The sequence below is a fragment of the Arthrobacter sp. CC3 genome (assembly GCF_039907775.1).
Taxonomy (GTDB): Bacteria; Actinomycetota; Actinomycetes; order Actinomycetales; family Micrococcaceae; genus Arthrobacter.
Genome location: NZ_JARCCY010000019.1, coordinates 1 through 24,043, shown reverse-complemented (window position 1 = coordinate 24,043; position 24,043 = coordinate 1). Strand labels below are relative to the sequence as shown.

The window sequence follows — 24,043 nt, the reverse complement described above, 5'->3', positions numbered from 1 at the left end:
GTACTTGGATTCCTTGCCGCCGGGCACCCCGGGGTTACTTGTGCGGGGCGTTCCGGAGGGGCGCCGGTGCGGGGCGCCGGGGAGGGGCGCCTTCGGGCGATTCCTCCGGTGCACGACTGCTGTCATCCCGTTCCCAGCCACCCGAACCTGGCCGTCCCCTCCCCTGCCTGCCTGCCACAGCGAACCCCAGATACACCGCGGCGTGGACGGCGGAGAGCGGGCCGCGGACAGAGCGGAGCACCTCCGCGAGGGTCTGCCGGGCGGTGCTGTGCTGGCCGGCGTCGCCGTTCTGTTCGGCATTGCCCCGGTATACGCGGTGCAGGACTGCCACTTGGTCCCTGGGGGTCCTTGGCGGACGGATGACCACGGGATCGACCTCAAGGACAGCCTTTTCCGACGGCCCGAAGAGCCGATCGACGAAGAGGTCGTCCGCTGTCAGGTCCGGGAATTCATTAAATCGTCTTCGTCCCTTCTCCGACAGGCCATAGACCCCTCCGGCCCAGAGCCGGTTCCGCGCAGAGGGCAGTTGCAGCCGCGTGTGGTAATAGGAGCGGATCAGCGGATGGGCGTCTTGTAGATCGAATTGCACAGCCGGGCGGGCAGCCAAGAGTCCACCTGCGCCGAGCGCGGTCAGCACATCGCGCACTGCTTGACGACTAATCTGCACGTCGGCGTCGAGATAGATCCTGGGGAACTTGGTGGCAACTGCATCGCCGGCGTTGAGAGCCTCTGCCTTAGAGGGCCGTCCGATTTCCAGCACCGTCACACCCTTGAAACTGCGCGCGATAGCGGCCGTGTCGTCCGAGCACCCGTTGCACACCACGATCACTTCGAGTTGCCCCGCGGCTGCGAGCGGATAAAGCGGGGCGAGCGTCCGGGCCATCACGCTCGCTTCGTTGTGGGCCGGAATAACCACCGAACCAGCAGGAAAGTTGGCAGCGTCGGGCTCCTTGGTGGGGCCCGGAAGGTCGGTCCAACTGCCTTCATCGAGAACAGCCCTTAGCACTCCCCGGCGGTCCGGCTTCCAGCATCGCAACGCTTCGGAGAGCACGACCGCACCCTGAAAGACCGCCGCATACGCGGCCGAATGGTATTTGCGGATGTACCGCACACGGTTGACGGCCAGGAGGGCATTGAGCTTTGGCGACGTGCCCGAGCCGGCACCTGCATGCGTCATCATTGCTGCCGGTTCGTACCAGATGGTTTCACCCATGGTTCGCAGCCCGCGGAAGAAATCCACTTCCTCTGAATAGAGGAAGTATGACTCGTCCCACGCCAAAGAGTCTGCCAGGCCGCGCCGGACCATCAGCGCAGCCCCGGTGGCCCAGTGCACGGTGTGGGGATGGGCGTAGCTCTCCGGGTTAAAGTCGGTGCCAGCCAGCCAGCCCGGCCGGTTCTGGAACCGCCGTCCCGCCAATGCGTCGCCCACCGCAGTGGCGATGCCCGGCTCGCGGTAAAGTGACGGGCTCGTTGCGCCGCTTTCGTCCAGGAGACGCGGCACCACGGCCCCGGCACGGGAAGAACGGAGGCGGTGCATCATGGTTTTGAGACTTCCCCGTTTCACGGTGACGTCCGGATTGAGTACCACCACTGTGGCACTGTCCCCCGCCCTCCGCATGGCGGCATTGATACCGCCCGAATATCCCAGATTGCCTCCAGTGGCAAAGGCGATGACATCCGGGTGGGCACTATGCACGAGTGTCAGGGTGCCGTCGCTGGAGGAGTTGTCCGCCAAAAGCACGCGCAGCGTGAGATCGGCTGTCTCCTCCCGCAGGCTGTCCAACAGCGGCCCCACTCCGCGGGCGCTGTTGTAGGTCACGACGACGACGACTGCATCCGCTGCACCGTCGGGTCCGGTGAACCAGCCGGGAGTCCGCGGAGCGGGAGCAGCCGACGCTGCAGACTCCGGCCGGGAATGCGGTACGGTGCAGGACGCGGTCCGCAGCTTGATATACGCCGGAGGGCCATCGATCAGGTAGCGGCTTGCGAGCCGTTTGGGTTCCAACGCCAGGCGGTAACCCCATTCTAACCCATGGTCACTAGCCCATTGGGGTGCACGATGCACCCTCCCGGCCAGGAAATCCACCGCTGCACCGAAGGCGAGTAGGACGGCGGCGCCGGTGAGGCCGGCATAATGGTCGATCCAGAGTTCCTGCCGCGGTTTGCCAAGCCCCACGTAAAGGATCTGGGTGCCTGCGGCTGCAATGTCTGCCGCGATTCGCTCCGAGTCGCAGGCGGAGGCAAGTTCAACCCGGTCGGGGGACCACATTCCCGCGACCTGGAGGTGTGGATGCTCCTTAGCGATTTTTTGCGCCAAGAGCTCTTGGTTCTCCGGTGAACCGCCGAGGAACCCCACCCGGAGCCCTAATTGCTCGGCCCGTGCCAGCAGCGGCGACGCGAGGTCGCTTCCAGCGAGCCGCGGCCAGCGATGCCCGGTGAGCCGCTGGGATTGTGCCACCAACGGGGCGCCGTCGAGCAGATAAAGCCAGTCGACTGTGCTGGCAGGGTCGGCGTGCAGTGTGCCTTCCCACCGTCCCCCGGCACCGAAATGGTGAAGGTGGTCGAGGTTGACGGAAGCGACACCGAGGGGCGGCAGGCCTCGCTGTCCGGCCCGGGCAAGGATGAGTTCCAAGGCCGGCTCGGGATCCATCAGATCCACCGGAGTGCCGCCCAGGATGACTTTGTCGGCGTTCAGATTGTCCACGTCGCCTCCCTTAGTAGTTTTCGGCGGGCACGAGCTGCCCTTTGGTTTCGAAGTAGCGGCGCCCTGTTACCGGGCAGAGCCAAGCTCCGCCGTCGTCCTGCTTGAGCGGGTGGCCCGCCTCACCCACCCAGCCCATTTGCCGCGCCGGCACGCCGGCCACCACGGCATATGCCGGGACGTCGCGGGTCACGACGGCGCCAGCGGCCACGGTGGCCCACTCGCCAATAGTGAGGGGCGCTATGCAGACCGCACGCGCTCCGACGGAGGCACCTTTGCCTACCGTCACGCCCACAGCCACCCAGTCTTCGGATCCCTTAAGGGTTCCGTCAGGGGTAATTGCCCGCGGGTGCAGGTCGTTGGTGAGGACGGCCGCGGGGCCGATGAAGACGCCATCGGCTAAGCGCGCCGGTTCATAGACGAGAGCATAATTTTGGACCTTGCAGTTGTTGCCCAGCGTGACGGCTGGCCCCACGTAGGCTCCCCGGCCGATGTTGCAATTACTGCCCAGGACGGCGTCTTCCCTGATTTGTGCCAAATGCCAGATCCTGGAGCCTTCTCCAACGCTGGCCGACTCTTCGACGTCAGCCGTGGCGGCGATCGAGATCATTTCGTTCCTCCCAGGGACGGTGGTGCCGGAGACCGGCGTGGTTAGAGCTTCCCGTCGACGTCGTCGCACCCAGGTGACGGCAAGCGCACCGAACAACGCGCCCAGCGTGTTGCTGGCAACATCCCGCAGGCCTGCCTGCCGCTGGTCGAGGGCAAGGAACTGGACTACCTCAATGGCTCCGGAGCTGAGCAGCCCCGCCACAGCAGCAAGCCACCAGCGGCGTGCTGGCAGCAGGCTGGCAAGCAGCAACCCGAGTGGCACGAATAGCAACACATTGGCGACCACCTCGATGTGGCCCGCCCTGATTCCTGCAGTTAATGGTTGTTCCTGCAAGACCCGGAGGAAGCTGCGAAGGAGACCGGAAACGGGGCGTTCGACAGGAGTGGGCCAAAAGCCGACGCACGCCAGGGCGACAAGGTACAGCGCAAGCAGCCAAACGGAGATTCTGCGCCGGACGGTCATGACCGGCTCCCCGAATGCCTGGTGCCGGCCATCCATATAATGAGACCGTCGGCGCTCATATGGCACCTCCCGCGGAAAGCGCGTGCAGCGATGGCCCTGCCGCGACGGGGCGGGCGTTGAAATCATCTGCCGTGCCCCGCCGGGTAAGTCGCGCCTGCAGCCGGCGCCCCTTGTAACGGAGGAAGTGGCCGGCGGCTTCGAGTTCACGGACGTACACCCGTCGGCTAGAGGACGCCGAATCGAAGGCTGCACGGTATATGTCCAACTGGGCCTCTGCGGCATGCGCCAACGAGTAACGATGCTCCACAACGCGCCTGCCGAAACCCCCTAGCTCGGCGCGGAGCATCTCAGCTGGCAGGATCTCCAACAGGATCCGGCTAAGAGCAGCAGCACTGCCAGCTTGGCCCCTGCCCACGCCATACCATCCCTGCCACAGAAACGTCTCGAGTGAGGACGGCGTTAGTAACTCCCAGAAGCCTGCCTCGCCTTGGATGACCAGCGGTTTGCCGAAGGCCAGCGCCCGCAGCGCGGATCCCCCCATGCCGAGACAAACGTCAGCCACATCGTAGGCTGCCCGTGGGTCGGCGAGTTCGCCGGTGAGGACGACCGTCTGCCGGCCGGTCCGGATATTGACCTGCGCCGCCCGCTCGGCAACTTCAGCACGGGCCGGGCCGTCGCCGGCAATCAGCAGGCAAACCCGCATCGTGGCGGGGAGGGAAGCCACCGCGTCCATGGCACTGAGGATGCCCTCGAGCTTGAGCTCCCTGGCCAAGCGGGACACGATGGCCACAACATACGCGCCCTCCCAGACACCCCACGCCTTCCGGAAGTCTCCCTGGGCAAGGTCAAGGCCGGGGCGGTTGGCGTCAACATCGACGGGGGGCTCCAGGACGTTGACGGCTGAGCGTCCCGAACGGACTTCAGCTTCCGCGATTTGATGGGTGCCGACCGTCAGCGGAACATGCTTGGGGATGAACGGCGCCACTGCCATGGACATGACGGTGGAAACCGCAGCCGCATGGGGCAGCCGCCGCGCTGCCATGTAGCATTCCAACGAGGGTGGCCACTCGTAGCCGTGCAGAATATCGATGTGCCTTTGTTCAGCAAGGCGGGCGAGTGCCCGGGCAGCGCCCAATGATGGCCGCCTGCCTGTGGCCGGCGCAGCCACAAATTCCAGCCCCAGCCCGCGGATTTTTTCCACGAGCGGGCCGGGCCGTCCGAACACGATGGTCTCGTGGCCCATCCTTTGAGTAGCTCCGGCTAGTTCGATGGCATTGATCTGGCTTCCGCCGATGCCGAGGTCGTGGGGGTAGACCAGGATTTTCATCGGACCAACTCCGCGACATCCGGGTGCGCCTCGCGGCGACCCACTTGCCTCAGCAGTTTCACGTCGTCCCTGCGCCAGTACAGCAACACGGCGGCCGTGGAGGCTGCGATGCCCGCTCCCACCGGGAGTTCCAGCCAGGGCGCCGGCAGCCGCCCGGCCAGGCCAAGGGATGACGCGCCTACGGCGATGGAAGCCAGTGCAGGTATCCACACCACTGAATAGAGTGCGCGCACCGAAACGCCGGTCCGGGAGACCTGCCAAAGGCAAAGGGGTAATAGGACACAGCTCGATACGAGTGCCTGCGCCAGGGCGAGGCCGGGCAGTCCATTCAGTGCCGCACCGGCCGCAAGTGCGGGCACCAGCACCAGGAGGCTGCCGGCCTGAACGACAAATACTGTGCCGGACCTGCCCTGGACGACCATGAAGTCATAGGCCAGGTCCGAGAAGATCCTGCTCACGGCCGCCACCACCAGCCACGAAAGTGCGGCAGCTGCTGGCAGCCAGTCCTTGCCATACACCAGATCGACCAGCGGTACCGCACTTGCGGCTAGAAACATCACGGGCGGCAGCGTCGCCGCAGCAAGGACAGCCACCACCGAGACAAGCGCGGAATTCATGGCTGCTTTGTCCTGCTGAAGTGTTGAAAAAGCAGCAGGTGCCACCCTGCGAAGGGGTTGGGCCAAGATACTGACAGGCCAGTTGGAAAGGTTGAACGCAAGGACGTAGAAGGCGAGTACGGCGGGCCCCAGCATGCTTCCGGCCGTCAGCTGGTCAGCGTAGCCAATCGCGAAGAAGATAATGCTGGTTCCAGCTAGCGGCAACCCGAACCGGAGCAGGGGGCCGAGCTGATGGCGGTCCAGCCCGAAACGATAGGGCATGGGCGAAGCCGCGAGGAACATAGCACCGGAAATGAGGCTTCCGGCCACCCTGCCCACCGCCAGCGCCATGGCACCCATGCCCGCAAGTGCCAACAGAACCGACAAGATAGCCCCGGTCCAGACGTTGACCTGGTCGATTCCCAGCCGGGTCTTTTCCCTGAAATCGCGCTGGAGCAGGGCCGCCGGAGAAGCCACCACCCCGTTGATGAAGACGCTGAGGATGAGGACCCGGACTACGTCGGTTGCCCCGGGGTCCCCCATGGCCGCCGTGAACGCAGGCGCCGCTAGGGCGGCCCCTGCGCAGAAGATGCCGCTTCCCACCACCGAGATGGTGTTGACTGTGGGTACTATTTTCGCGGGGTCGCCGGTCCACCGGACGATCGCCAGCGACACACCAAGTTCATTGAAGCTGAGCACTGCCATCAGTGCCACCAGTGCCACAGCAAAAGTGCCGAAGGAATCCGGGCCCAACACCCTCGCCAGGACAATTCCAATCCCGAGCGTGCCCACCTTGGACACCAGTGTGTTCAGCAGGCTCCACGCGAAGGCGTTGGAGGCCCCGGCTCCGGTGCGTGCATGTGTCATGGCCGCTCCAAAGCTGCGAGCAATTGGTCGACGACGTACTCCTGCTGACGGGCCGTGATATGCGGGTAAATCGGCAGGGAGAGCATGGTTGCCGCGGCTTCTTCAGCGACGGGGAATGCCCCGCGGCACAACCCCAGATGCCGGTACGCGCGGCTGAGGTGCATCGGCACCGGGTAGTGGATGCCAGCGCCGATCCCTGCCCCGTTCAGCGCGGCGAGGACGCGGTCCCGGTCCAGGATCCGGATGACGTAGAGGTGCCAGACATCGATGTTGCCTTCGGCCGTGCGCGGCAGCACAATGCCGGGGACGTCCCTGAGCATCTCCGAATAGCGGGCGGCGGCCTCCCGCCGTCGTTCGTTCCAAGTCGCAAGGCGCCGCAGTTTGGAGTTGAGCACTACGGCCTGGATAGTGTCCAGACGGGAGTTCATGCCTATCGCGTCATGCTCGTACTTGACGGAACTTCCGTGGGCGCCCAAGAGGCGGACACGGGCAGCTATCGTGTCATCATCCGTCAGGACGGCCCCGGCATCCCCGGCCGCCCCGAGGTTCTTGCCAGGATAGAAACTCGTGCCTGCAACGCTTCCCAGCGTGCCCGCGAAGCGCCCGTAACGGGATGCACCCTGGGCCTGTGCGGCGTCCTCAACGATGACGGCGCCGCATCCGAAGGCAGCAGCCTTTAGCTGTTCAACGAAAGCCGTCTGCCCGAATAGGTGCACGGCCACGATCGCCTGAGTCGCCTCGGTCACTGCCTCGCTGACCCCGGCCGGATCGATGAGGAGGTAGTCCGGGTCCACGTCCACAGGTACAGGTACCGCTCCGATCCGACTTATGGCCTCGGCTGTGGCAATGAAAGTGTTGGCTGGCAGGATCACTTCTCCTCCGGGCCTGACTCCGGCCGCACGGAGCCCCAGTTCCAACGCATCAGTGCCGTTGGCCACGCCGACGCAGTGCCGGGCGCCGAGGAATCCGGCGTAGGCCTGCTCGAACTCTGTAACCTCCGGGCCTCCGATAAAAGAGGTCCGCGAGAAGACCTGCCTGATGCCGCTCTCTACTTCCTCAGCTATTTCGTTCTGCTGCGCGCCGAGGTCAACAAGGGGAACGGACAGGGGGAAAGTTGGGGAAATAGTCATTGTCCGCCTCCTGAAGCAGCAGTCATTTGCATAGTTCGCTCAGCGGCCCGCGCCGGCACACCGACCCAGGTTTCTCCGGCCGGAACGTCGGCCAGGACGGCGGCCCCCATGCCCACGGTGGAGCCGGCGCCGACGGCCGTCCGCTCCCGCACGCAGGAGTTCATGCCGAGATACGCGGCCCGTCCCACCCGGACGCCTCCGCCGAGCGAAACGCCGGCCGCAAACGTGGCAAAATCCTCCACCACATCGTCATGGGTGAGGGTCACTCCGGGCATCACCACCACGTGGTTTCCGATGGTGACGTCGGCCGTCAGGGTGACATGGCCCAGCAGGATGTTGCCGTGGCCGATCCGGCATCCCTCCGGCAGCCGGACCGAGGCGTCAACCACTGTGGCGTACCGCCGGTCGGGGAACCCGAGCCCGGCCAGCCTTTCCACTATCCCGGCCCGCCCGCCGCCTGCTCCGACGCAGACCACCACCTTCGCGTCCGGGTAGTTGAGCGCGTCGCTGACCGGTCCCAGGATGTGCGAGCCGTCCATCGTGGTGCCCGCCCTGCCCGGGTCGTCGTCGAGGATGCCCACAACATCGAACTGGCCGCTGTCGCGCACGGTGGCGAGGACTTCGCGGGCGAGCCCGCTGGCTGCGATGAGAATCAGGTCAGCCACGGTTTCCCTCCCCGCTTGCCAGCCGGATGGACCGCAGCACCCGGGACTGCTCGCCCGGCGTCAGCTGGTGGTACACGGGCAGGATCAGGGTGTTGTCCGTCAGGCGTTCGGTGACGGACAAGTCGGCGTCTCCGGTGTCCCGGCCCGCGTAGGCAGGCTGCCGGTGCGCGGCCATGATTCCGCGGCGGGCGGAGATCCCGTCGCGTGCCATGCGCTCCAGGAGTTCCTCGCGGTTCAGGGGGAAAGAAGGCAAAACCTCCACCCAGAAGGACTGGAAATTGCTTGTGCCGTAGGCGGGGTCGCGGACCAGCCGCAAACCCTCAACGCTTGCCAGGCCGGACTGGTACCCGGCCACTATTTCGCGGCGCCGGGCTACAGCCTCGGCCAGCCGGCCCAGCTGGACCAGTCCCACCGCGGCCTGCATGTCAGTCATCCGGAAGTTGAATCCGGCTTCCAGGTACTCCTCCGCCGGGGCCAGGAGGGCGGCATGGCGGTCCTTGGCCGAGACGCTCATGGCATGTTCACGCAGCCTTCGCGCACGGCCTGCCCACTCGGCGTTCCGGGTGGTCAACATGCCGCCCTCACCAGTGGTCAGGATCTTGCGCGGGTGGAAGGACCACGCCGCTAAATCGGCGCCGGCTCCGACGGGACGGCCCTGGTACGTGGAGCCCGCACCGCAGGCTGAATCCTCCACCACCGTGATGCCGAGTGGGTCGCACAGCGCCCGGATCGGATCCAGATCCACCGGCGTTCCACCTTGGTCCACCACGATCACAGCTTTTGTGGCCGGCGTCAGGGCGGCGGCGACGGTCTGTGCGGAGACGTTGCCGGTTTCCTCGTCAACGTCGCAGAACACCGTCCGCGCTCCCACATAGCCGGCAGCGTTGGCGGTGGCAATGAAGGAGAAGGACGGCACCACCACGTCGTCGCCCGGACCGAGGCCCGCCACCTTCAGCGCCAGGTGCAGGGCAGTGGTGCAGTTGGAAACCGCGACAGCGTACATCGCCTCCTGCGTGGCGGCGAAGGCCTCCTCGAACTGCGCCACCCGGGGCCCCTGGGCCACCCAGCCGGAGGCAATCACCTCAGCGACCGCCTCCGCTTCCTCGATGCCAAGCCAAGGCTTCATCACGTTGATCCGGCTCACGGCCTGATCCTGGCTGACGGTCACCGCACGCCTCCCACCCGGGCGGCGGCAATCTCGCCGCGCAGCGGACGCCACCAGTCCACGAGTTCCCGGAGCCCCTCCTCAAGTCCTGTTTCAGCCGCGAAACCGAGGTCCAGCCGGGCAGCGGAGGTGTCGGCAAGGCGTCGGACAACACCGTTGATGGCGCGGTCCGGGCCGTGCTCCACCTGCAGGTCGGAGTCCATGGCCCTCAACAGTGCTTGGGCAAGTTCCAGCAGGCTGGTCTCTTCACCGCTGGCCACGTTGTAGACGCCCTCGCGGACTCCGCTACCGGCAGCCAGGATGTTGGCGCGGGCGACGTCCCTGGTGTGGATGAAATCCATGGTCTGCCGTCCGTCCCCGAAAATCAGCGGCGGCTGCCCGTCCGCAATGCGCTCCATCCAGCGGACCAGCACCTCCGTGTAGAGGCCATGGACGTCCATCCGGGGTCCGTAGACGTTGAAGTAACGCAGCAGGACATAGTCCAGGCCTGTCATGGCCCGGAAGCTGCGGGCCATTCCCTCGTTGAAGGACTTCGCGGCGCCGTAGAACGTGTCGTTGTTGTGGTGGTGGTGGCGCTCGGTGGTGGGGAAATCCTCTGCCATCCCGTAGACCGATGCGCTGGATGCTGCCACCAGCTTGCCCACACCGTGCTCGGCTGCCGCTTCGAACACATTGAATGTGCCGTCAACCAGCACTTCGAGGGCCAGCCGCGGCTCCTCCGCGCACTGCGTGATCCGGATGGCCGCCTGATGGAAGACGATGTCTTTGCCGCGGGTGAGGTCATGGACCAGGTCCCGGTCGCGCAGGTCCCCTTCGACGAGTTCGATCCTGCCCGTGGCAGCTGCCTCGTCGAGATTGGCGCGGCGGCCGCGGACCAGGTTGTCCAGGACGGTTATCCGCTCAACTCCTGCGGCGATCAGGTGGTCGACAACAGTGGATCCGATGGTGCCGGCCCCGCCTGTGACCAGGACCCGTGCGCCCTGCAGCATGCTCATCGCCGTCCCTCCAGCTGGGTTTCGTTGCCCGTGACGGGGACGGACTGTCCGTCGCCGCTGAGGCTGCGGCTTACCGCTTCCAGTACCGACAGCACCCGAAGGCCGGATGCCCCGCTGGTCCGCGCCGGCCGGTGATGCCAGATGCTGCTGGCAAATTCCGCCACCATCTGGCCAAGGGCCTCATGTTCCGGCAGCGCGGGGGACCAGGTGTCGCCCAACCGGTAGGAAATGGCGAAGGCCTTCTTCTCCGCGGGTGAACGGTATTTCCGGTCCAGACTGACGCCGCGGTCGTACACGCTCAGCCGTTGCTGTGGATTCAGGTCATCCCAGACGAGCGTCCGTTGCGAGCCGCCCACCACCATCTGGCGGATCTTGGTGGGGCTGAGCCAGTTCACGTGCACGTGCGCCATGGCATCGTTCGGCAGGGCAAACGTCAGATGCCCCACGCAGTCCCGCCCGGTGCCAAGCGGATCCGCGCCGTGGGCCGCCACTTCCGCCGGACGGAGGCCGCCCGGCAGGATGAAGTCGATGATGGCAAGATCGTGCGGAGCAAGGTCCCAGAAAACGTCCACGTCGGGCTGTACCAGACCCAGGTTGATCCGCACCGAGTCGATGAACAGGATCTCGCCCAGGGATCCGTCGGCAATCAGTTCACGAATCTTCAGCACCGCGGGGGTGTAGCAATAGGTATGGTCGGCCATCAGGACCAACCCGCGGTTCTCCGCTTCTTCAACCATCTCCACGCCTTTGGCCCTGCTGTCGGCCAGGGGCTTTTCCACCAGCACGTGCTTTCCGGCCCGCAGTGCTGTCAGGGCGATGCCATGGTGGGCGTGCGCCGGCGTGGCAATGGCCACCGCATCGACGTCGACCGTATCCAGCAGCTCGTCGATGGACTCGCAGACCGGAACGCCGCCGTTCGCTGCCGCGAGCTTGACGGCGCGGTCGCGGTCCATATCCACGATCGCGGCCAGTTTCCAGTCGGGGCTCGCGTTGAAATTCCGGGCGAGGTTGGGCCCCCAGTAGCCGGCTCCGATAACGGCTGCCCGCAGCGGTGCGGCGGATGCCATAAGGTCAAGGTCCCGGCGGTAGGACTCCTGTGACGATTCCATATCTGTCCCCTCCACTTAATACGCGCCCGCAGGCATGCACATTGCTTTGAAGGTCCGCCACATGATGATGACGTCCCCCATGATCGACCAGTTTTCGACGTAGTAGAGATCGAGCCGCACTGCCTCATCCCAAGGCAGGTCCGAGCGGCCGTTGACCTGCCAGAGGCCGGTGATTCCGGGCTTGATGAGCAGCCGCCGGTGGGTGTGCCGTTCGTAGGCCTCCACTTCGCGCTGCAGCGGCGGCCGGGGTCCCACCAGGCTCATTTCGCCGGTGAGGACATTCCAGAACTGGGGCAGCTCATCAAGTGAGTAGCGGCGCATCCAGCGCCCGCAGCTGGTCACCCGCGGGTCGTTCTGCATTTTGAACAGCACGCCGGCCCCTTCGTTGCGTGCCATCAGGGCGGCGAGCGACGCCTCAGCGTCGGTCACCATGGAACGGAACTTGATCATCCGGAACGGCCGGCCGGCCTTGCCGACGCGCTCCTGTTTGAAGAACACCGGTCCCGGACCGCTGCGCTTGACGATGACCGCAAGGACCAGGAACAGCGGCGACAGGAGGACCAGGGCCACCGAGGCGCCCGCGATGTCCAGCAGCCGCTTGAGGACATGCTTGCCGCCGCTGTACTGCGGGACGTCCACGTGCATCAGCGGCAGGCCCTCCACAGGCCGCCAGTGAATCCGCGGCCCGGCCACGTTGGTCAGCGTGGACGCGAGCACGAGTTCGGCGGAGTGCTCCTCCAGCCGCCAGCCCAGCTCCCGGATGTACTGGTTGCCACCCGGCACCGGGCCCGCCACAATAACGGCCTCGGCTCCGCACTTTCCCACTGTCCGGACAACGTCATCGGTGGAGGACAGCACGGGAACACGGTGCCCGTCGACGTCGAGCGTCATCCCCCGCCGGGCTCCCGGGAGGGACACCCCCAGGATTTCGTAGGCCGCACCGGTCTTCTTGGCGATCCGCCCCAATACGTAGCGGACATCCTCGGGCTGGCCAATGACTACTGCCTTTACCAGGAACTGGCCGTCGGCCTGTTTCCGGTTGTACCAGCGGCGGGTGAACCACCGGTTCCCCACAAGAGCCAGGACACCCAGGGGAAACGACGCGACGTAGAAGGCCCAGGCGGGCTCCAGCCGAAACACCACCAGGAACACTGCCAGCACGCCAAAGACCCGGGTGGTGGCAACGGCAACGCGTTTGTATTCGCTGGAACCGACGCCAAGGACCTTCGGGTCCCGTGTCCGGTAGAAATGGAGGGCCCCGGTCCATAGCACCACGAGGCCTGCGGCCAGCACCGCACCCACAGCGTTGTCCCGGCTTTCCGCAAAGGAGTGGCCGCCGTCGAACCGGATCACGTATCCGATCAGCACCGAAAGAACTACTACCAGGGAGTCGGTCATGCGGAGGAAGCGGGCCAGGAAACGGGCCCATTCGCGGCCGGAAAGCTTGCGTTCTGCCGGTTGCCCTGCCGGGCTTCCGGGGGAACGCCCGACGACGGCGGATCCGGCGGGGGCAGCGGAACCGGCGGGGGATCCGACGGCGCCACGCGGCGGACTGGTGACGGTCCCGGAACTTCCCCCGGGCCCGAGGAATTTCATGACGAACGGGCTGGTCTTGCCCAGTTGACTCATTTCGGCCCCCACACATTTATGGAGGACGAGCGCGATACGCGAGCAGACGACGTCGCCACTGCCTATCCCCCCGACCATTGGTAGGCGGCACCGGATGATGCCTTCCCCAATAAAAGCCGTGGGCCTGTGTCCCCGTCACGAGGGCCACCTACCCGGCTTTGCCCACATGGCGTCGGGGCCATGGACGGGTATTACTCGGACGGATAGCGGCTTGTTAGGTGATGGCGCCGGGAACTACGTGACGCCTCATGACCCGGGACACCCGGGCCTACCTGCGGGCGAGCCGCGGTCCAGGGTCCGGCGGCCCTGCCGGACCTCCCTCCTCCGGCCGGAGCAAGTACTCGGTAAACCGCGCCGTTTCAAGGATGTTGGCGTTCGTGACGCGGTTGCAACGCCGCGGAAACAGGGCCCGGACAAGATGTGAGTATGAAGCGCAAGGCACAGTCACCCGAATCGGCCGACTTGAGCTGCGAAGTTTGCGGACAGATGCCGGAACCCACAAAAACCCGGTTGACCCTGGCGAACATCGCCGTCATGCTGCCGATTGAGCTCCTTGTCCATGCCGCCGTGGTGGAAACGCACCTCCCGTACGTGGCCAAAGTCCTCGTCCTCACCCTGACTGCCACAGTCCTGGTGATCTGGGTGGCTGAGCCTTCCGCGGCCAGGATGCTGAGGAACTGGCTGCACGCTCCTGCCCTCCGGCACCGCAAGCGGCTGAACACTGCACCGGCCCTGTGGCGCGCACGCACAGTGCTGCGCGACGAGCCAGGGTCGCTTCAAAAGATCACGGAGGCCTTGGCCCGGCTGGACACCAACATCCTCAGCATCCACCTCCATCCGGTGCCAGGCGGCGTCATGGACGAGTTCGTCCTGTCCGCACCGGGGCACCTTGGCGAGCGGGAGATTCTCGAGGCACTGCGCGACGGCGGCGGGAGGCACTCCCACCTCTGGCCCACCACGGCCCTTGCCATGGCGGACGGCCAGACCAAGGCGCTGAGCCTTGCCGCGCGGATTGCCGGCAACCCGGATGAGCTTCCACTGGCAGTCGCCGAGCTGCTTTCGGCGAGGATCGTACCCGTGACCGCGGAGGGCCGCGAAGAAACCCCGGCCGCTGCCGACGACGGGACAGTACTTAAGATCCCGACGGCCTGGCACGGTCCCATCACCTTTTACCGCCCGGGTGAGCCCTTTACGCCCGCCGAATCGGCGCGGGCCCACCGGCTGGCTGAGCTGGCCGAGATCCTGGCGCACAGCGACAGCCGGTAGCTGCCCGCAGTCACAATCGGTAAATAGGCTGCCCGGCCGGCATTGCCGGAAAAACCCTTGACAGTGGCAGGGGTCACTTCTATCTTTAATTTTGGGATCCCAAAACGGGATCCCAAAAGTGACCACTCTCCCGGACCTCTGGCCATCCGCATCGCGGACCCAAGATCAGGCCCGGACAGTACGGCCGCCGCCCGATCAGGCCCCGGCCAGCCACAGCACCAGAGTCTTTCCCCTGCCCGCAATCTTCCCCGTGAAGGAGAAGCTGTGTCCCTCCCCAGTACCGAAACCGACCCAACAGTCCAGTCCCCCGAAGGCCCGACCGGCAAGGACGGCGTGCAACGGCGCACCAACGTCCGCTGGAAACTCTTCCTGCTGCTCCTCGTCCTCGTCGCCGTCAACTACATCGACCGGGGCTCCATCTCCGTGGCGCTCCCCATCATCCAGAAGGAATTCAACCTCGCCCCTGAGCTGGTGGGCCTCCTGCTCTCGGCCTTCTTCTGGACCTACGCCCTCATGCAGATCCCTGTCGGCCTGCTGATCGACAAGTTCGGCCCGCGCAAGGTCATGACAGCCTCCTGCGTCGGCTGGGGCGCCGCAACGGCCGCCTCAGGCATGGCCGGCGGCTTCCTGAGCATGTTCATCGCCCGGCTTGGCATCGGCATCACCGAAGCAGGGGTCATGCCCGCCGGCGGCAAGCTCAATGCCATCTGGATGCACAAATCGGAACGCGGCCGCGGCGCCACCATCCTCGACGCCGGAGCTCCCCTCGGCGCCGGGCTGGGCGGCATCCTCATCGCCGGATTGATCGCCGCCACCGGCAGCTGGCGCAGTTCCTTCGTCATCGCCGGTGCCGCCACCGTGCTTATGGGCCTCGCCGTCTGGTGGTATGTCCGGGACAACCCTCGCCAGCACCGCGGCGTCAACGTAGCCGAGGCCGAATACATCGAGGCCTCCCATGCAGCAGAGGATGCCGAGGCCGAACTGGACGGCAGCAAGGGCAAACGCGCCCTGCTCCCCTACCTGAAGTTCCGCTCCTTCTGGGCCATGTGCTTCGGCTGGCTGGGCTTCAACGGCGTGTTCTACGGCCTGCTGACCTGGGGCCCGCTCTACCTTGCCCAGGCAAAGGGCTTCGACCTGAAGACCATCGGCTGGTCCACCTTCGTGATCTTCGGAGCCGGCTTCGTCGGCGAGATCCTCGGCGGCACCCTCGCCGACAAATGGCGGGCAGCCGGCGCCTCGGCCAACCGCGTCATGCGCACCCTGCTGGGAATCTCCAGCGTCGTAGTGGTGGGCGGCCTCATCGGGGTGACCGTCGTGGCGGACCCGACCACCGCCGTCGTACTCCTCTCAGTGGTCATGTTCTTCCTCCGCTGGGTGGGCCTCTTCTGGAGCATCCCGTCCATCCTGGGCGGCCGGACCAACGCCGGTGTGCTGGGCGGCGCGATGAACTTCAGCGGAAACATCTCCGGCTTCGTCACTCCCATTGCCGTCGGCCTGATCGTGGGCGCCACCGGCTCCTACACGTGGGCACTGCTGTACTTCGTGGGATCCGCCATCATCATGGGCGTGTCCGTCCTGATGCTGGACTACAACAAGCGGCTCCCTGTCTAAGCGGTCGGCACACGACCCTGGGCACGCAGCCCTAAGCTAGGCACCGCAGCACCTCTCCCGGCGCCGGGAGCGCACCACCCGTCACGAAAACCCGAACGGAGCACCATGCTTGCCGCAGAAGAAACCCAGGACAAGGAACGCCCCCTCCGCGAGACGGTCCGGGACACGCTCCGCACCCGGATCTTCGAAGGGCATTACGCTCCCGGCACCCGGCTGGTGGAACGCGACCTCGCCGCCGAGTTCAACGTCTCCAGGCTCCCTGTCCGGGAGGCGCTGCGGATGCTGCGCCAGGAAGGCCTCCTCAGCGACCGGGGAGCCCGCGGCGCCGAAGTCAGTTCGCTCAGCCCCAAGGACGTCGAGGACCTCTTCGATGTCCGCCAGTCACTGGAGGTGCTAGCCTGCCGCCTGGCCGCCATCCGCGCAACACCGGAGGACTTGCGGCACCTTGACGGACTGCTGGACGAGGCCCAACGCTGCCTCGCCAAAGGCGCCGTCATGGAGGCACACCGGGCCAACAGTGAATTCCACGACGCCATCACCAGGATCGCGGACAACGGCTTCCTCAAGTCAGCCCTCGAACCCCTGCAGGGCCGCATGCACTGGCTGTTCCGGCACGTCAGCGACCTGCCCGAACTGATCCAGGAACACCGGGACCTGTACGGCGCCATCGCCAGCGGCGATCCGGACCGCGCCGCCGCCCAGTCGGCGTCGCACATCGGCAAATACCGCGAACAGTTCCCCGACGACTTCCAGAAAACAGAACCCGCCCTTCACCGGAAGAAAAAATGAAGCTCCTAGTCATCAACCCCAACATCAGCGACGACGTCACGGCGCTGATCGAATCGGAAGCCCTGCGCTCCGCCTCACCGGGCACAGAGCTGGTGGTCCGCACCGCCGGGCACGGCGTCGAATACATCGAAACCCGCTTTGAGTCCCTGATCGCCGCCGGCGCCGTGGCAGAGATCATCGCCGAATACGCCGGAGAGGTGGACGGCGCACCCATCGACGGCGTCGTTGTCGCGGCCTTCGGCGACCCGGGCATGCCCGCACTGAAGGAACTCACGGACGTCCCCGTCATCGGCATCACCGAGGCCGCGCTGTGCGCCGCCGCCCTGCAGGGCCACCGCTTTTCCATCATTGCCATCTCGGACCGGATCCGGCCCTGGTACCGCGACTGCGTGGAGCGCTTCGGCCTGGGCGGCCGGCTGGCTTCCATCCGCTCCATCAACGAAAGCCTTAACGGCATCGGTTCCGTACAGCAGGACTTCAAGGAAACGCTGCTGGCGCTCAGCCGCCAGGCCGTCACCGAGGACGGGGCCGACGTCGTCATCCTCGCCGGCGCGCCCCTCGCCGGGCTGGCCCGCGAACTCCGCGGGCAGATCCCGGTTCCGGTGGTGGACGGCATCTCCGCCGGCATCCGCATGGCGGAGGCCGTCGTCGGACTTCAGTCCGGACCGCACCGCGCCGGCGCCTTCGCGCCGCCACCGCTCAAGGCCCGCAAGGGCCTCTCCGAAAACCTCGACGCCGCCCTGGCCGCCGCACAGTCGGCACACACCGCGGCAACAAACGCCGCTTCAACGAACTAGGAGGACAATGATGTCCCGCACTCCAGACCTCGTCATCGCCCACGGCACCGTGGTCAACAGCTTCGGCCGCAGGAACGCCCACGTGGTGGTCCGCGACGGCCGCATCGACCAACTCATCGACGCGACCGAACCCGTCCCCGCCGCTGCCCGGACCATCGACGCCACCGGCCGGCTGGTGGTTCCCGGCGGCGTGGACGGCCATTGCCACGTGGCCCAGGTAACCGGACGCTTCCGGACCCTGGACGACTACCGCACCACCTCCACGGCAGCACTCTGGGGCGGCACCACCACAATCATTGACTTCGGCATTCCCCGCGACGCCCAGGAAACCCCGCTGGCGGCCGTGCTCCACAAGAAGGAACTGGCGTTGGAATCCCGCTGCGACGTCGCCCTGCACGGTGCCGTTGTCAGCTGGGATGAGACCGTGCCCTGGCAGCTGGAGCAGCTGGCAGCCGAAGGTGTCCGCTCGGTGAAGATGTACACCACCAACCGCGGCACCACCATGGCGGACGGGGACACCATCCTGAAGGTCATGCGCGAGATGGTCCGGCTGGACGGCCTGACTTACATCCACGCCGAACACGACCCCATCATCAGCGACTGCACGCAGCAGCACGCCGACGACGGCCGGATCGGCATCGAGCACCTGCACCGGACCCGCCCTGAGCTGGCCGAGGAAGTCTCGGTCAAGGAAACCCTGGCAATGGCCGAGTACACCAAAGCCCCCGTGTACTTCGTTCACCAGTCAACCCCGGGCGCCGTCGACCTGGTCACCGAGGCCCGTGATCGCGGCCAGGAGGCCTACTCCGAGACGTGCCCGCACTACCTGACGCTCGATGACACCGTCTACGGGTCCGCATTCCCGGAGTGGTACGCCTGCTGCCCGCCCATGCGCAGCCCCGAAACCGTCGCCGCGCTCAAGGAACGGCTCGCCGACGGCGCCATCCACACCGTCTCCTCGGACCATTCCTGCTATGACCTGTCGCAGAAGCGTGAGCGTACGGACGACGTCCGCGCCATGCCGCACGGCCTTCCGGGGGTGGAAACCCGGATGCCCGTCACCTTCACAGCCATGGCTTCAGCCGGCAGCTCGGTGGAGGCCTTCGTGGAAGTTTTCTCCGCAGGCCCGGCACGCATCAACGCGGTCCCCGGCAAGGGGACCGTCGCCGAGGGCTTCGACGCTGACCTGGTGGTCTTCGACCCCGCCGAACAACGGACGGTCGACGGCGGTGCGCTGCACATGGGCACTGATTTCTCGCCGTTCGACGGCCGCAGGCTCACCGGCTGGCCCGCCGTCGTGGTGTCCGCCGGACGGGTGGTTCTCGACGCTGACGGCTTCCACGATCCAGGCGCCGTGGGGCGTTTCGTGGCCCGCAACGGCTTCCGCGAGCACCTCTCGTCCGGCGCGGGTGCCGCCGCGGACTCGGCCGCCGCCACTCCCGCAACCCTCTCCGCAGCAAAGTAGGAGCAACCATGCCATCCGCAGCACGCAAGACCCGCATCGGCATGATCGTGCCGTCCTCCAACACCTGCCTGGAGCCGCAGAGCTACCGGATCCTGGGCGGCCGGGACGACGTCACCATCCACTTCACCCGGATCCCCGTTACCCGGATCGCCCTGGATGACTCCTCGGACAAGCAGTTTGATCCGGCTGTGATGCGCGCCGCCGCCGAGCTGCTGGCAACGGCAGACGTTGATGTCATCGCCTGGAACGGCACGTCCGGTTCCTGGCTCGGCGCGGACCACGACCGCGAACTGGTCGGGGAAATCATGGACGCGACGGGCATCCCGGCCACCACGTCCACGCTCGCCTACCTGGCCGCGTTCGGGTCCTTCGGCACGGAGCGGATAGGCCTCTTTACGCCGTACACGGAGGACGTCAACCGCGCGATCATGGCCTCCTACGAGGCGGACGGCATCAAGACCATCGGCCACCGGGCCCTGGGGCTGAGCGACAACGAGTCGTTCGCCCGGGTCACGGACGATGAGATGCGGCCCGGGTCGCTGGAGCTGGCCGCAGCCCGCCCGGATGCCCTGATCTACCTCTGCACCAACCTGTACGGCGCCAACATCGCCGCGGAAGTGGAGGCAGAAACCGGCGTTCCGGTGCTGGACTCCGTAGCCGTGACGCTGTGGCACTGCCTCAAACTTGCCGGGTCCCCCTTGCTCGCACCGAGGTGGGGCAGGCTGCTGGCGGACTGATTCAGTCCGCCAGAAAGCAGCCCAGGCAAGAACCGACGGCGGCCCGCCCACTGGGAGCGGGCCGCCGTCGAACCTTTTTGTGTCTGTTGTGCGCCTCCGGCTAGGCGTCGGCCGGCGCGTTCATCCGGACGGTCAGCGCACCGGGAAGCATGGTCATGTTGACGTACTTGGTGTCGCCCTCGTGATCGCCGTCGAGCTGGTAGTCGTCTGCATGTTCAAACGTGATTTCGACAGTTTTTCCCTGGAAGAACTCCACGGACGTGTCACGGCCTTTGCCCTTGCCGATCATGCCGGCCACAACGGAGAACCAGCCGAGCTTGCCCCGGGGCGCCAGGACCACCACGTCCAGCAGGCCGTCGTCCACCTTCGCGTCGGGGAAGATTTCCAGGCCGCCCTGGACCTTGCCGCAGTTCCCCACCATGACGCTGCGGACCCGGCGGTGTGCCACCGACTTTCCGTCGATGACGATGTTTGCCTTGACCGGTTTCCCCGGAAGGTTCCGGATCCCCGCATCCACGTAGGCCAGCCAGCCCACTTTGTCCTTCAGGTCCTCGTTGGTGTCCGCCATGATGGTGGCGTCATAGCCCATGCCCGCCATCACCAGGAAGAGCTGCTCCTTCTCCGGATCGCTCCGGACTGCCTGGACAACGTCGATCTTGCGGTCCTCGCCCGTCAGGGCACCCGCCATCGCGCCTTCGATGTCGGTGACGTCCATCCCGAGGTTGCGCGCCAGCAGATTGCCGGTGCCCAGCGGCAGCAGCCCCATCGGGGTGTCCGTGCCCGAAAGGACCTCAGCCACGCACCGCACGGTGCCGTCGCCGCCGGCAGCAATAACGACGTCGGCGCCCCGCTCAAGCGCTTCCTTCGCCTGCCCGACGCCCGGGTCCTCCTTGGTGGTTTCGATCCACAGGGGTTCATCCCAGCCGGCGTCTGCGCAGTGTTTGGCCATCAGGCCCCGGACATCAAAGTCCACCGGCTTGGCGGGATTGATGATGATGGCGGCGCGTTTGTTTTCCTGGGTCATGGCATCCTTCACAGGCAAATGGTCGGGGGTTCTCCCAAAGTGAAGCGTAACTGAAATCCGGGACTTGCTACCCTGCCGCAACGCGGACCGGGCACCTAGGCTCAGCAACATGAACACGTCTGGGCCGGGGCCGGAAACAAAAGATCTCACCGTTCATGAATGCTGGCAGCACCTTCGTTCCGCGTCCGTGGGAAGGCTGGCGGTCATCAGCGATGCGAAGCCGGAGATCTTTCCGGTCAACTACCTGCCGGACGAGGGTACGGTGCTTTTCCGGACAGGTCACGGAACCAAGCTGGACGCCGTCCTCGCCGGAGAGCCGGTGGTTCTTGAAGCGGACGGGCTGAACATCTACGGGACCATTGCTTGGAGCGTTGTGGTGAAGGGAGTCGCCGAGGCCGTGCAGCCCGGTGAGGACGCCCCCGCCGAGACGCCGTCGCCGTGGCAGGAGGGTGCCAAGGACATCCTGGTCCGCATCACGCCCAGTGAACTGAGCGGGCGCCGGTTTGTCATCGGCCCGCCCACCAAATGGTGGCCGCCCGTGGAACCGGTCACCCTGCCCGGGCACCAGCAGCAGGCCGGGCACCAGCAGTAAAGCGCCCGCCAAGTGAGCCTGCTAGTGCTTGGCTGAGAGGTCCGCGGATATCAGCCGTGCCGTCTCCACCGTTTCCTTTTGGACCATTTCCAGGTAGGCCTTGGGGTCCGGTTTGGTGGCCACCGACTGGGCCTGGAGCGACACGTTGATGGCTGCCACCACCTTGGTGGGGCCGTGGTAGACCGGGGCCGCGATGGACATCAGGCCAAGTTCGAGTTCCTGGTCCAGCAGGCACCAGCCCTGCGCGCGGACCGTGTCCAGCGCTGCCACGAGGTCTTTTTTGGTCCCGATGGCGCGGGGAGTCAGCGGCTTGATCTCGGCCTCGGCAAGGTACTTCTCCAGTGCCGCCGGGGGGAGCGCGGCGAGCAGCACCCGGCCCATTGACGTGGCGTAGGCCGGGAAGCGGGTCCCCACGGTGATGCCGATGTTCATGATCCGGCGGGTGGTGACCCGCGCGATGTAGGCGATGTCCTTCCCGTCCAGCACGGCGGCCGACGTCGACTCTCCCAGCCGCAGCGACAGTTCCTCGAGGTGCGGCTGCGCGAGCTGCGGCAGCGACAGGCCGGACAGGTAGGCGTAGCCGAGCTGCAGCACCTGCGCCGTGAGGGCAAAGGTCTTCCCGTCCGTGCGGACGTAGCCCAGCTCCACGAGCGTGTGCAGGAAGCGGCGGGCGGTGGCGCGGGTCAGGTCGGTCCGGGCAGCGACTTCGGTGAGGGTCATCACCGGGTGGTCGGTATCAAAGGCGCGGATCACGGCCAGCCCGCGGGCGAGGGACTGCACGTACTGGTCACTGGCCTGGGGCGCAGATGAAGGCCTGGGCGCGGTCTCTGCTGCTGCGTCGGTCATGGTTACCAATCCTATTAGCCTGCGCGGCGCCGGTCCCCCACAGCCCTTGAGCGCGAACGGGCAGTTCCGGCCCCGCCCTTGAGCGCGAACGGGCAGATAATGCCCTCAGATCGGGGATTTGAGGGCATCTGCTGCCAGTTCGCGCCGGCGTTTGGGCCTTAGGTGTCCGTTCGCGCTGGGCGCGGTTAGCGTTCGACGGCGGGGGCTGCTGTGAGGGGGACGGGCACCAGGGCCTGGAGTTCCTCAAGGGTGCAGCCGAACGTCTCGCGGACCTGAACGCCGTCCGGACCGGTCAGGAAGACGGCCTTGTCCGTGTACACGCGGGTCACGCAGCCCACGCCGGTGAGCGGGTAGGTGCAGGCCTCCACGATCTTGGACGCGCCGTCGCGGGTCAGGAGCGTCATCATCACAAAGACGTCCTTGGCGCCGGTGGCCAGGTCCATCGCGCCGCCCACGGCGGGGATGGCGTCCGGTGCGCCGGTGTGCCAGTTGGCGAGGTCACCGGTGGCCGAGACCTGGAACGCGCCGAGGACGCAGATGTCCAGGTGCCCGCCGCGCATGATCGCGAAGGAGTCGGCGTGGTGGAAGTAGGACGCCCCCGGGAGCTCGGTGACGGGGATCTTCCCGGCGTTGATGAGGTCGCCGTCGATCTGGTCCCCTTCAGCCACCGGGCCCATGCCGAGCATGCCGTTCTCGGTGTGGAGCGTGATGTTCTGCTCCGGTTCGAGGTAGTTGGACACCAGGGTGGGCTGGCCGATGCCCAGGTTCACGAACGAACCGGGCTTGATGTCGCGGGCCACCAGGCGGGCAAGGTCGTCGCGGCCCAGGGGCGCGTCGGATGTCTGGATGGATGCTGTCTGGATGCTCATCTCAGGCCACCTTCACTGAATTACTAACACGGACAATGCTGTTGACGTAGATGCCGGGTGTCACGACGTTTTCCGGGTCGAGTCCGCCGGTCGGGACGATCTCGGAGACCTGGACGATGGTGTGCTTGGCCGCAGCGGCCATGATCGGGCCGAAGTTCCGTGCCGTCTTGCGGTACACGAGGTTCCCGACGCCGTCGGCCTTGAGCGCCTTGATCAGGGCGACGTCGGCGTGGATGGGGGTCTCGAAGACCTGGCCGCGGCCGTCCAGGATGCGGGTTTCCTTGCCCTCGGCCAGCATGGTGCCGTAGCCGGTGGGGGTGAAGAAGCCGCCGATTCCTGCGCCGGCTGCCCGGATGCGCTCGGCCAGGTTGCCCTGCGGGACCAGTTCGAGTTCGATCTCGCCGGCCTTGTATTTGGCGTCGAAGTGCCAGGAGTCGGACTGCCGCGGGAAGGAGCAGATCATCTTCTTCACCCGGCCTTCCTTGATCAGCAGGGCCAGGCCCTGGTCGCCCTGGCCGGCGTTGTTGTTCACCACGGTCAGGTCCGTGGCGCCGCTGTCCAGCAGCGCGTCGATCAGTTCGAACGGCTGGCCGGCGTTGCCAAAGCCGCCGATCATCACGGTGGAACCGTCCTTGATGCCGGCGACTGCCTCGACGACGGTGTCAATGAAATTCAGCATGGTTGGCCCTTAACTCCGGAAGTTACGTTTTCGAGGACGACGGCGAGGCCTTGGCCGACGCCGATGCAGATCGCGGCGACGCCCCAGCGTTCACCGGAGGCCTGCAGGGACC

At 66.2% G+C, this 24,043-nt stretch carries 21 protein-coding genes and 1 pseudogene; 7 read left to right on the top strand and 15 right to left on the bottom strand.

The window, feature by feature from the left end; genetic code table 11:
- Positions 1–34: 34 nt before the first annotated feature.
- From PV761_RS12920 to PV761_RS12870, 11 genes and pseudogenes are all read right to left on the bottom strand, one after another.
- Complete coding sequence (locus PV761_RS12920; protein ID WP_347897275.1) at positions 35–2,704, bottom strand: WecB/TagA/CpsF family glycosyltransferase; 2,670 nt, start codon at positions 2,702–2,704, stop codon at positions 35–37.
- A 10-nt stretch (positions 2,705–2,714) separates the two neighbouring features.
- Complete coding sequence (locus PV761_RS12915; protein WP_347897376.1) at positions 2,715–3,311, bottom strand: acyltransferase; 597 nt, start codon at positions 3,309–3,311, stop codon at positions 2,715–2,717.
- Positions 3,312–3,392: 81 nt separating this feature from the next.
- A pseudogene (locus tag PV761_RS12910) lies at positions 3,393–3,773 on the bottom strand (VanZ family protein); the annotation flags it as partial.
- Positions 3,774–3,828: 55 nt separating this feature from the next.
- On the bottom strand, positions 3,829–5,100 hold the full coding sequence (locus tag PV761_RS12905) for a glycosyltransferase (protein ID WP_347897273.1): 1,272 nt from the start codon (positions 5,098–5,100) through the stop codon (positions 3,829–3,831).
- Positions 5,097–6,563, bottom strand: a complete 1,467-nt coding sequence (locus PV761_RS12900) for an oligosaccharide flippase family protein (protein ID WP_347897271.1) — start codon at positions 6,561–6,563, stop codon at positions 5,097–5,099. Before PV761_RS12900 ends, PV761_RS12905 begins: the two co-directional genes overlap by 4 nt.
- Entirely contained in the window at positions 6,560–7,693 is a 1,134-nt protein-coding gene (locus tag PV761_RS12895; RefSeq protein ID WP_347897269.1) for a DegT/DnrJ/EryC1/StrS family aminotransferase, read from the bottom strand. The genes PV761_RS12900 and PV761_RS12895 overlap by 4 nt, the downstream gene beginning before the upstream one ends.
- Positions 7,690–8,358 carry a NeuD/PglB/VioB family sugar acetyltransferase gene (locus PV761_RS12890; protein WP_347897267.1) on the bottom strand — a complete coding sequence of 223 codons (669 nt, stop codon included), beginning with the start codon at positions 8,356–8,358 and terminating at the stop codon, positions 7,690–7,692. The genes PV761_RS12895 and PV761_RS12890 overlap by 4 nt, the downstream gene beginning before the upstream one ends.
- Complete coding sequence (locus tag PV761_RS12885) at positions 8,351–9,526, bottom strand: DegT/DnrJ/EryC1/StrS family aminotransferase (protein ID WP_347897265.1); 1,176 nt, start codon at positions 9,524–9,526, stop codon at positions 8,351–8,353. Before PV761_RS12885 ends, PV761_RS12890 begins: the two co-directional genes overlap by 8 nt.
- On the bottom strand, positions 9,523–10,518 hold the full coding sequence (locus PV761_RS12880) for an NAD-dependent epimerase/dehydratase family protein (RefSeq protein WP_347897262.1): 996 nt from the start codon (positions 10,516–10,518) through the stop codon (positions 9,523–9,525). The genes PV761_RS12885 and PV761_RS12880 overlap by 4 nt, the downstream gene beginning before the upstream one ends.
- The gene (locus PV761_RS12875) at positions 10,515–11,627 is read right to left on the bottom strand and encodes a Gfo/Idh/MocA family oxidoreductase (protein ID WP_347897260.1); all 1,113 of its coding nucleotides are present in this window, start codon (positions 11,625–11,627) and stop codon (positions 10,515–10,517) included. Before PV761_RS12875 ends, PV761_RS12880 begins: the two co-directional genes overlap by 4 nt.
- 15 nt (positions 11,628–11,642) lie before the next feature.
- Positions 11,643–13,256 carry a sugar transferase gene (locus PV761_RS12870; RefSeq protein WP_347897258.1) on the bottom strand — a complete coding sequence of 538 codons (1,614 nt, stop codon included), beginning with the start codon at positions 13,254–13,256 and terminating at the stop codon, positions 11,643–11,645.
- Between the two features lie 426 nt (positions 13,257–13,682).
- On the opposite strand from PV761_RS12870, the gene PV761_RS12865 reads away from it, so the two are divergent.
- The 6 genes from PV761_RS12865 to PV761_RS12840 all read left to right on the top strand — a co-directional run bounded on the left by PV761_RS12865 (position 13,683) and on the right by PV761_RS12840 (position 19,921).
- On the top strand, positions 13,683–14,522 hold the full coding sequence (locus tag PV761_RS12865) for an ACT domain-containing protein (protein ID WP_347897256.1): 840 nt from the start codon (positions 13,683–13,685) through the stop codon (positions 14,520–14,522).
- A gap of 264 nt (positions 14,523–14,786) precedes the next feature.
- A complete protein-coding gene (locus tag PV761_RS12860) occupies positions 14,787–16,133 on the top strand; it encodes an MFS transporter (protein WP_347897254.1) in 1,347 nt (448 codons plus the stop codon).
- 105 nt (positions 16,134–16,238) lie between these two features.
- Complete coding sequence (locus PV761_RS12855) at positions 16,239–16,922, top strand: GntR family transcriptional regulator (RefSeq protein ID WP_347897252.1); 684 nt, start codon at positions 16,239–16,241, stop codon at positions 16,920–16,922.
- The gene (locus PV761_RS12850; protein WP_347897250.1) at positions 16,919–17,719 is read left to right on the top strand and encodes an aspartate/glutamate racemase family protein; all 801 of its coding nucleotides are present in this window, start codon (positions 16,919–16,921) and stop codon (positions 17,717–17,719) included. Before PV761_RS12855 ends, PV761_RS12850 begins: the two co-directional genes overlap by 4 nt.
- 10 nt (positions 17,720–17,729) lie before the next feature.
- Positions 17,730–19,184 (top strand): amidohydrolase family protein, encoded by a 1,455-nt coding sequence (locus PV761_RS12845; protein WP_347897248.1) that lies wholly within the window; start codon positions 17,730–17,732, stop codon positions 19,182–19,184.
- An 8-nt stretch (positions 19,185–19,192) separates the two neighbouring features.
- Positions 19,193–19,921, top strand: a complete 729-nt coding sequence (locus PV761_RS12840) for an aspartate/glutamate racemase family protein (RefSeq protein WP_347897246.1) — start codon at positions 19,193–19,195, stop codon at positions 19,919–19,921.
- A gap of 100 nt (positions 19,922–20,021) precedes the next feature.
- On the opposite strand, the gene PV761_RS12835 is transcribed toward PV761_RS12840, so the two are convergent.
- The gene (locus PV761_RS12835) at positions 20,022–20,945 is read right to left on the bottom strand and encodes a diacylglycerol kinase family protein (RefSeq protein WP_028271426.1); all 924 of its coding nucleotides are present in this window, start codon (positions 20,943–20,945) and stop codon (positions 20,022–20,024) included.
- Positions 20,946–21,054: 109 nt separating this feature from the next.
- Between PV761_RS12835 and PV761_RS12830 the strand changes: the two genes are divergently transcribed.
- On the top strand, positions 21,055–21,537 hold the full coding sequence (locus PV761_RS12830) for a pyridoxamine 5'-phosphate oxidase family protein (protein ID WP_347897243.1): 483 nt from the start codon (positions 21,055–21,057) through the stop codon (positions 21,535–21,537).
- Positions 21,538–21,558: 21 nt separating this feature from the next.
- Here PV761_RS12830 and PV761_RS12825 read toward each other — a convergent pair whose 3' ends face one another.
- The 3 genes from PV761_RS12825 to PV761_RS12815 all read right to left on the bottom strand — a co-directional run bounded on the left by PV761_RS12825 (position 21,559) and on the right by PV761_RS12815 (position 23,931).
- Positions 21,559–22,383 carry an IclR family transcriptional regulator C-terminal domain-containing protein gene (locus PV761_RS12825; protein ID WP_028271424.1) on the bottom strand — a complete coding sequence of 275 codons (825 nt, stop codon included), beginning with the start codon at positions 22,381–22,383 and terminating at the stop codon, positions 21,559–21,561.
- A 185-nt stretch (positions 22,384–22,568) separates the two neighbouring features.
- Complete coding sequence (locus PV761_RS12820; protein WP_028271423.1) at positions 22,569–23,252, bottom strand: 3-oxoacid CoA-transferase subunit B; 684 nt, start codon at positions 23,250–23,252, stop codon at positions 22,569–22,571.
- 1 nt (position 23,253) lies between these two features.
- Entirely contained in the window at positions 23,254–23,931 is a 678-nt protein-coding gene (locus PV761_RS12815) for a 3-oxoacid CoA-transferase subunit A (RefSeq protein WP_347897240.1), read from the bottom strand.
- Between the last annotated feature and the right edge of the window lie 112 nt (positions 23,932–24,043).